The sequence below is a fragment of the Candidatus Methanoperedens nitratireducens genome, assembly GCF_000685155.1.
In the GTDB taxonomy this organism is placed as follows: domain Archaea; phylum Halobacteriota; class Methanosarcinia; order Methanosarcinales; family Methanoperedenaceae; genus Methanoperedens; species Methanoperedens nitratireducens.
In genome coordinates this window covers 712984-721326 of the sequence record NZ_JMIY01000001.1, presented here as the reverse complement: position 1 = coordinate 721326, position 8343 = coordinate 712984, and the positions used below count along the sequence as shown (strand labels likewise).

The window sequence follows — 8343 nt, the reverse complement described above, 5'->3', positions numbered from 1 at the left end:
AAATTCAATAAAGCTTACTACTCGACTTAATAAAAATTTTGTTGTAAGTTTATCTGGTAAAGGCCAGCCATCGTACCTACGCCTGTTAGAATAGTTAATGAAACCACAAAAGGCGGAGACGTCGGTAGCATAGTTCCCACTCCAGTGCCAACAGCCGAAATTCAATCCATACCAGCTGCAACCTCAACGCCAACCGTTCCTGCGCCAGAGCCGGTAGGTGCCTGGAGTGCTAATGCTACTGCGACGCCTGTCTCTATACAGCCTTCAGTGCTGGATAACGGTGCAGCAAGCCAGGCAGCACCAGATATCTTAACAAACTTAGCGAACACGATTACTGCGCATCCCGGGCTGCTTTTCCTTATGGGATGCCTGTTTGTGGTTATTCTGCTTATCGTCATGGATTATCGCAGAAAGAGGAAAAATGGTTAAAGATAGATGATATTTTAATGTGCGGCCAAAGGATTCAGGTGAAAGGAAGTAGCCAGACACCCATTTGCCTGGAAGTGTTTATACCCTGGCAGCCACACCCTTTTTCTTCAGGTACTCCTTTGTCTCTTCGATCGTGTATTCCCCGAAATGGAAGATACTTGCAGCGAGCGCGGCATCTGCCTTGCCTCTGGTAAATACATCATACATATGCTCGATATTCCCTGCCCCTCCCGAGGCTATTATAGGGATATCCAGCATCTCTGATAGAGTGCGGGTTATAGGGAGGTCGTAGCCATCCTTTGTTCCGTCCCTATCCATACTGGTAAGCAATATCTCACCTGAGCCCAGTTCTTCTACCTTTTGTGCCCACTGCACAGTATCAAGACCTGTAGGTGTCCTGCCGCCAAAGATCACAACCTCATACCATGCCTCGGTCCCATCCTCAAGCTCGATAATTGTCTTATCCTTATTATCTTTAATATTAAGATTGCGTCTGCAATCGATTGCTGTGACAATGCACTGTGAGCCGAATATCTCTGAGGATTCCTTTATAAATTCTGGATTTTTCACTGCTGCGGTATTGATTGAGACTTTATCTGCCCCTGCACGCAGGATATTCCGTATGGCATCCGTGCTGCTTATCCCGCCCCCGACTGTAAGGGGAATAAACACCTCGTCTGCCGTCCTCTCTATCACATCGATCATTGTTCCTCTTCGCTCATGGGATGCCGTGATATCCAGAAAGACAAGTTCATCTGCCCCCTGCTCGTTGTACCTCTTTGCGAGATGTACCGGGTCGCCAGCTTCTCTTAGATGGACGAACTCAATTCCTTTGACCACGCATCCTCCTATTTTGTCAAGGGTCACATCAAGGCATGGAATGATACGTTTAGTGAGCATTGCCTGCATTTAGTTACTATGCAGTGAAATAGTTTTGGGAAAAGAAAAAAATAGGGCTACAGCAGCCCCAGTCCGTCAAGTTCTTCCACGATCTTCTCAACAGCCGCCTCGGCATCCTCAGGTCTCTTTCCACCCGTAACTACTAGTTTTCCTGAACCGAACAGCAGCATAACCACCTTTGGCTGGGATAATCGATACACAAGGCCAGGGAACTGCTCAGGCTCGTACTCGATATTCTCAAGCCCAAGACCTATGGCTATGGCATTGAGATTCAGCACCGTCCCAAGATCAGCAGAAGCCACGATATTCTGTATCGTTATCTCAGGTTTTTCCGGGATATTAATACCGGTTGCCTTTAATTTTTCAAAAACCTTGGTAAGACCGCTGCTTACATCCTCGATACTTTTTGCTCCAGTACAGACGATCTTTCCGCTTCCGAAAATGAGCGCCGCTGTTTTTGGTGCCGCGGTTCTGTACACTACTCCGGGGAACCTCTCTTTGTTATAGTCCGCCCCTTCAAGGATGCTGATAACCTGATTAAGATCAAGCTTTGTTCCAATCCCTGTCGACGCAACCACGTTTTCTATTTTTATAGATTTTTTAGCTTCTTCAGCCTTTGTCATAGTCATCACCCTTTATATAGGGTATTTAAAGCTTTAAATACGTTCGCATATATAATTATAAACTATTTATATAAACATTCAGAAATATATAATATCTCTCAGGTAAATGATGGCAGAGCCTCACCAGAGCATTAAACCGGGAGCTGGTGAAACTTGGTAATTGATTCGTACCATCAGTTATAAGTTAAAATCGTTTTTAGTAAATATAGATACCAGTTCGATATTTTCTTTTTCTAAATTCTCTTTTGCACCAGCGAGTCTGTCAACTATTGTTATGACTTTATCAACACGACAATTTAACTCACGAACTCTCCTGACTGCGAGTATAACAGACTCTCCTTTTGTTGTAACATCTTCTACAAGGACCACTTTTGAATTTTCTGTTAGATTTCCCTCGATCATTTTTTTAGTTCCTCTTTCTTTCGGTGTTTTCCTCACAAAAAAAGCAGGAATTGGTTTCTTAATCTGAAGACTTTTATTTGCAACCACGGTAGCGATAGGGATTGCACCAGATTCCAGCCCACCTATATAATCTACATCCTCATTTTTTAACAACTCAAGTATAGCGTTCGCAATTAATTCAGAGCCTTCGGGATCCATTGAAACTAATTTCATATCGAAGAAATAATTACTTTTATCTCCAGAAGCAAGCTCAAATTGGCCATTATCTTCTATAATAAGAGCTTTTTCTTTAATCAATGATTGTAATTTAGTATTGTCTTTTAGTGGCATTTTTAACTCTCCGTTGTTATTCTGTACACTTTTGAATTGCCTTAATCTAGATAGAGTATTGTCTATATTCATAATACCAATTAATAAAAACTCTCTTAATCCTTCAACCGTTATTATTATATAGAACCTCAAACATTGTTTTGCCAAAATGCTAAGGCACTAATTATATAATCCTTAAACGTTTATATAATCAGTGATAATTAAAAATTATAAACTGGAGGATGATATTTATGGCAGCACAACTTGGAGGACAACCTATTATAATTTTGAAAGAAGGTACAGAAAGAATACGCGGAAGAGAAGCACGGAGCAATAATATCATAGCAGCAAAAGCGGTTGCTGCAGCTATAAGGACTACACTGGGGCCAAAAGGCATGGATAAGATGCTTGTTGGCGGCGGTGATATCACAATCACAAATGACGGCGTTACCATCCTGAGGGAAATGGATATTGAACATCCTGCTGCAAAGATGCTTGTCGAGGTGGCAAAGACCCAGGATGATGAAGTTGGGGACGGAACGACCACGGCTGCAGTGCTCACAGGAGAATTGCTTGTACGCGCAGAGGAGCTACTGGAGCAGGATGTACACCCCACGGTTATCGTGGCTGGCTACAGGATAGCTGCTGAGAAGGCAGTTGAGTTCCTGGGGGATATCACATATACTATTACTGAGAATGATACTGCTGCCCTGCTTAACATTGCAAAAACAGCAATGACCGGAAAAGGTGCAGAGGGCTTAAAGGAAAAACTCGCAGGGATCGTAGTTGAGGCGATCAGGTCTATAGTGGATGAGGAAGATGGTAAGAAATCAGTTGATATCGATAATATAAAAATAGAGAAAAAAGTCGGCCGTAGTGTAGAGGGTAGTGAGTTAATCAGAGGCATTGTTCTTGATAAGAATAAGGCACACCATCAGATGCAGGACAGGGTTACAGATGCGAAAATTGCCCTTATCACACGGCCCATAGAATTTAGCAAGATGGAACTTGATGCAGAGATTAAGATCTCAACACCAGGTGAGCTTGCACATTACCTTGACCAGGAAGAGCAGATCGTTCGGGATATCGTGAACCGGATTGAGACTGCGGGAGCGAATGTTGTGCTCTGCCAGCTTGGTATCGATGATATCGCCCAGCATTTCCTGGCAAAAGCAGGTATTCTTGCAATTGAACGTGTTGAGAAAAAGGATATCGAGAGAGTGGCAAGAGCCACAGGGGCTAATCTAATCACAAGTGTTGATGATTTTGAGGCATCGGATATAGGAAGTGCAGGGCTTGTAGAACTCAGAGGACATGGTGAGGATAAGATGCTCTATATCAAAGAGTGCAGCAATCCCAGGGCAGTATCAATCCTGATCCGTGGCGGAACAGAGCATGTACTGGACAGCACTGAGCGGGCTCTTGAAGATGCCTTAAGAGCAGTCGGAGTGGCAATTGAAGATGAAACACTCGTTTCAGGTGCTGGCTCACCTGAGATTGAGCTGGCATTGCGATTAAATGAGTACGCTTCGACACTTAAAGGCAGGGAACAGCTTGCTGTTATAAAGTTTGCGCAGGCGCTTGAGGTTATTCCGAAAACCCTTGCTGAGAATGCAGGTCTTGATCCCATCGATATGCTGGTAGAGCTTAGAAGCCAGCATGAGAAAGGAAAGAAGGATGGCGGGCTGAACGTGTTCACAGGAGAAGTAGAGGATATGTGGGAAAACGGTGTTATTGAACCCCTGCGTGTTAAGATACAGGCCATAAACTCTGCTACCGAGGCAGCTATCATGATACTGAGGATTGATGATGTGCTTGCTGCAACAGGCGGCATGGAGCATGGAGGGGAGTGCGGCCCGGGCGGTTGCGGTATGGGCGGCATGGGAGGCATGCCTCCAGGCATGATGATGTAAAGTAATCATGCTTACAAAATCAGAAGGAGAGTTTGCAGTATGCCTTGCCAGGAGAGCTATAGAGGGCTGTATAAAAAATGGAATAAAAACCAGGCCTGATAACCTGCCCGGTGTATTTAGCGAAAGTCGCGGTGTTTTTGTTACATTGAATAAGGAAAAGAACCTAAAAGAACTCAGAGGCTGCATAGGAAGGCCTTATCCTGTGATGCCTCTTGGGGAAGCGATAATAGTATCTGCTATCAATGCGGCCAGGGATGACCCGAGGTTTTACCCTGTTAAACCAGAAGAGATCGATGACCTGATTATCGAGGTTACAGTACTCACTGCTCTGAAGCTCATTAACGCAAGACCTGAGGATCTACCAGAGAATATCGTAATAGGAAGGGATGGATTGATGGTATCAGAAGGCCTCCGACAGGGACTGCTGCTTCCGCAGGTAGCTGTAGAACATGGATTTGATAGTACTGAATTTTTATGCCAGACATGCATGAAGGCAGGGCTCATGCCGGATGCATGGCTTAATGGCGTACAGGTGTATTCCTTCAAAGGGCAAATATTCGAAGAGATAGAGCCTGGCGGAGAGATCATGGAGAGAGTATTATAGCTCTGAATTTATTACAGCACAAATTCAAACAGCGATTTCTGGGGCCCAGGCTCGTTACGAGCACAGGGCTCAGTGTCGGTTAACTCTATGCGTCCATACTGTCCCCCGCCGCCAGGATGTACTGTCACTTTCCCTTCCCTGAGAGCAATTATTGCATCTATAACGCGATTATCGACTCCTGATCCTCTAATATCGGCATCAACAAGTACCGCCACTTCAGATCCAAATCGTTCTATGAGGATATTCCATACTCCCTGGACACTCTTTGTATTAACTCCCATTCCCAGTGCCATTGCGATGATCTCTGATAATGGTATGAGATGAAGATATCTAGGTCTGTGGGACGGGTGCCGGGGCTTATCATATGATGCCAGTTCATTGACCCTATCCCTTACGCCTTTTTTGATCACCCCGCCGCATGAGCATCTCCAGGCTCTGGTTATGCTCTCTTGAAGAGTGTAATGCTTATAGCATCGGATGCATGCGCTCTCATTATACTTTCCCTCCTCAGGAGGCAAACCCACATTGAGAATCGGCTTTCTTCCTCTCTCCCTGATTATCGCCATCCTTAACTCATCAAAAGTGATATCGTTCATCTCAAAGCGGTTAAACTCCCGCGCAAGTTTATTCACATACGGGGAATGTGCATCCGAGTTTGAGAGGAAAGTAAGGCATCGAAGCTCCGGGATCCTGTCTGCATATGATGTATCCGCGCTCAAACCCAGTTCAATAAAATAGATATACTCTGCCAGATCCCCATAGCAATCCCTGAGCGAATTGTGGTATGCATACATCGCGGTCCACGGGGTAAAAGCATGTGCAGGGCCGATAAGTGCTCCCGCATCCATGGCAGCACGGGCAATCATCTCACCGCTTAGCCTGATATTCGGCCTGCCGTCAGAATCGATATTATTCGATCTTGGTCTCATGAATTCATATAATTCCTCAGCCTTTGATATGGAAGGAACAATCAGAAGATGATGAACCTGATTTATATCCTCTACCTCGGTCGTGAGGATAAAACTGGTATCATTTAATTTGAAGATCCCGTTTTCTTCTTTTAGCTTTTTTATCTGGGCTAACCATTCTGGATGCAGGCAGTCGCCCGTAGCCACAAGCTGTATCCCTTTTTTTCTTGATTCTGCGGCAAGAGTAGGAAGATCCATCTTTGTTGAGGTTGCCGCACTGTATTTTGAATGAATATGGAGATCTGCGTTTACCTGCATGATGGGCTAATGAACCGTAAAGCATATAGCGATTGTGTTTACATTATCCAGTCATGGTTCCGGGTTAAGAGACAGGTATTTACTCTATCGATGCCAACATAAGAATCAGGGATTTAAGTGAAGGAGAGAGAGCCAAAATTTGCCCTGAAGATAAAGCTGATTAACCGCAGGAAATTTTTGATATGGCTTGGTATCTTTTTAGGTATAATACTTGCAGGTATCAACATGCTAAAACAGAAAGGGATGAGGATAATTAATCGCATCCGTATACGGAATATACGGAATATCAAACGAACGCCTTCTTTTGACCGGGATACCTGGAAACTAACAGTTGACGGTCTTGTAAATACTCCCCTTGCTATCAGCTACAATGGATTTTTGGAACTTGAAAGTAAAGAACAGAGCACTGATTCTCACTGCGCAGAAGGATGGAGAGATATCAGATGGAGGGGTGTAAGGCTAAAAATCCTGTTCGATATGGCAGGAATCAAGCCGGACGCAGGGTTTGTAACATTCTACTCAGCAAACGGCATATATAGTGACAGTCTCCCGATACAAGAAGTCCTCGGACCCTGCGTCATGCTTGCTTACATGTTGAATGATGAACTTCTGCCAGAAGAACAGGGCATACCCCTGCGACTTGTGATGCCAGGTTTGTTTGGATATAAGAATATAAAATGCGTTAACAGGATAACGCTCGCCTGAACACAGAAGATTGGCTACAAAACGCTACCCTGGTAGTTTAAGAAAAAAAACCAGAAATAAATAATAAATTATTTATCATTTCTTTTCGATCAATTCGGCAAACGCCAGATTTCCGGAAATCTTTTTGATCTTTGCTTTAACTATATCCCCTTTAACTACACCTGGTACATAAATAGTGTATTTATCCTTTTTAGCAATACCATCTCCTTTTCTCCCGACCGCATTTATCATAACCTCGTAGGTTTCACCCTCTACCAGTGCTTCTTCCTTTACGATAACGGCTATCTGTCGCTTCGTGACAGGTCTGTGGGCACCGCATGCATCGCACCGCAGTGTCAGGATCCTGTCGATTTTTATTAGATGCGTATCAGGGCGTCCGCACTCAGAGCACGTTACGTATTCCTTAATATATGCATCAATAAGTTCTGAAACAACGCCTGAGGTAAACCTTCCCTGAAATACCGCCCTTGAGCCTTCAAGTTTACCTGCAGTACCAAGTTCACGTAAAAGGAACTTGAATATGTGTTCAGGCTCACGGTTTAATCTATCAGCTATGGCAGCAAAATTTTCCAGTACAGTTGTCTTCCCTTCGGTGAGCAACTTTGGCTCCGGGACTACGAAACGCTCCCCGGAACCTTTGATTTCAGGTAGTTTAGCCAGTGCCCTGTCCAGACTTGCCAGATAATCGTTCATGGTACTCAAGTCAAAACCAGTTCCTGGCCTTTTTCTATGATCAGCCTGATAGGAGTGGGCAGTTTATGCCCTGCAGCTATTAGTGATTCCTTCGCCTGTTTAAAATTACCGGGATTTATTGATAACGTCATGATCTTCTGACCCGCATCTACCCTGGCTGCAGTGCTTACAGCCTTACCAAATGCCTGGCGCATTCCCTGGGAGACCCTGTCAGCACCCGCTCCGGTTGCCTGTTTGTTCTCCCGCAGGACCTCGTGCGGAAATACCCTGATCTTCAGATGATAACCGGTCTGTCCGATACTATCAAGCAGGATTCTGTTTGCTGCAATACGCGCAGATTCAAGAGCACTGTGCCGGATCTGACATGCCTCTTTTGCTGTTATGGATATCTGTACCGGAAACTCGTCTTTTAAGTTTCCCATATCATAGGTTACGATTTTGCTTCCAGGTACACCTCCCATGTACTCTCGCCTTGTATATGAGCGCCGGGTAATGTTCCTGTACATTCTTGCTGGTTTTCTTGCCATTGAGTAATCCTC

General features: G+C 44.5%; 10 protein-coding genes. 3 read left to right on the top strand and 7 right to left on the bottom strand.

All coding sequences use genetic code 11. The features are described from left to right. Positions 1-161 precede the first annotated feature (161 nt). The 4 genes from ANME2D_RS03770 to pyrE form a co-directional block, all read right to left on the bottom strand. The gene (locus ANME2D_RS03770; RefSeq protein WP_048089183.1) at positions 162-398 is read right to left on the bottom strand and encodes a hypothetical protein; all 237 of its coding nucleotides are present in this window, start codon (positions 396-398) and stop codon (positions 162-164) included. Between the two features lie 109 nt (positions 399-507). Further along, positions 508-1329, bottom strand: a complete 822-nt coding sequence (gene hisF / locus ANME2D_RS03765) for an imidazole glycerol phosphate synthase subunit HisF (RefSeq protein ID WP_048089285.1) — start codon at positions 1327-1329, stop codon at positions 508-510. Positions 1330-1385: 56 nt separating this feature from the next. Then, entirely contained in the window at positions 1386-1952 is a 567-nt protein-coding gene (locus tag ANME2D_RS03760) for a TATA-box-binding protein (RefSeq protein ID WP_048089182.1), read from the bottom strand. Positions 1953-2129: 177 nt separating this feature from the next. Beyond that, complete coding sequence (gene pyrE, locus ANME2D_RS03755; protein WP_198527340.1) at positions 2130-2831, bottom strand: orotate phosphoribosyltransferase; 702 nt, start codon at positions 2829-2831, stop codon at positions 2130-2132. Between the two features lie 83 nt (positions 2832-2914). Between pyrE and thsA the strand changes: the two genes are divergently transcribed. Beyond that, positions 2915-4576, top strand: coding sequence for a thermosome subunit alpha (thsA, locus tag ANME2D_RS03750; protein ID WP_048089181.1), 1662 nt, complete (start codon positions 2915-2917; stop codon positions 4574-4576). A 7-nt stretch (positions 4577-4583) separates the two neighbouring features. Continuing rightward, entirely contained in the window at positions 4584-5180 is a 597-nt protein-coding gene (locus ANME2D_RS03745; protein WP_048089180.1) for a TIGR00296 family protein, read from the top strand. An 11-nt stretch (positions 5181-5191) separates the two neighbouring features. Here the strand turns inward: ANME2D_RS03745 and ANME2D_RS03740 are convergent, their stop codons facing one another. Then, entirely contained in the window at positions 5192-6406 is a 1215-nt protein-coding gene (locus ANME2D_RS03740; protein WP_048089179.1) for a TIGR00375 family protein, read from the bottom strand. A gap of 117 nt (positions 6407-6523) precedes the next feature. Here ANME2D_RS03740 and ANME2D_RS03735 point away from each other — a divergent pair, with 117 nt between their 5' ends. Continuing rightward, the gene (locus ANME2D_RS03735) at positions 6524-7111 is read left to right on the top strand and encodes a molybdopterin-dependent oxidoreductase (protein ID WP_048089178.1); all 588 of its coding nucleotides are present in this window, start codon (positions 6524-6526) and stop codon (positions 7109-7111) included. Between the two features lie 75 nt (positions 7112-7186). Here the strand turns inward: ANME2D_RS03735 and ANME2D_RS03730 are convergent, their stop codons facing one another. Further along, positions 7187-7804: a translation initiation factor IF-2 subunit beta gene (locus ANME2D_RS03730; RefSeq protein WP_048089177.1), complete on the bottom strand. Its 618-nt coding sequence runs from the start codon at positions 7802-7804 to the stop codon at positions 7187-7189. 5 nt (positions 7805-7809) lie between these two features. Then, the gene (locus ANME2D_RS03725) at positions 7810-8331 is read right to left on the bottom strand and encodes a 50S ribosomal protein L16 (protein ID WP_048089176.1); all 522 of its coding nucleotides are present in this window, start codon (positions 8329-8331) and stop codon (positions 7810-7812) included. Positions 8332-8343 lie beyond the last annotated feature (12 nt).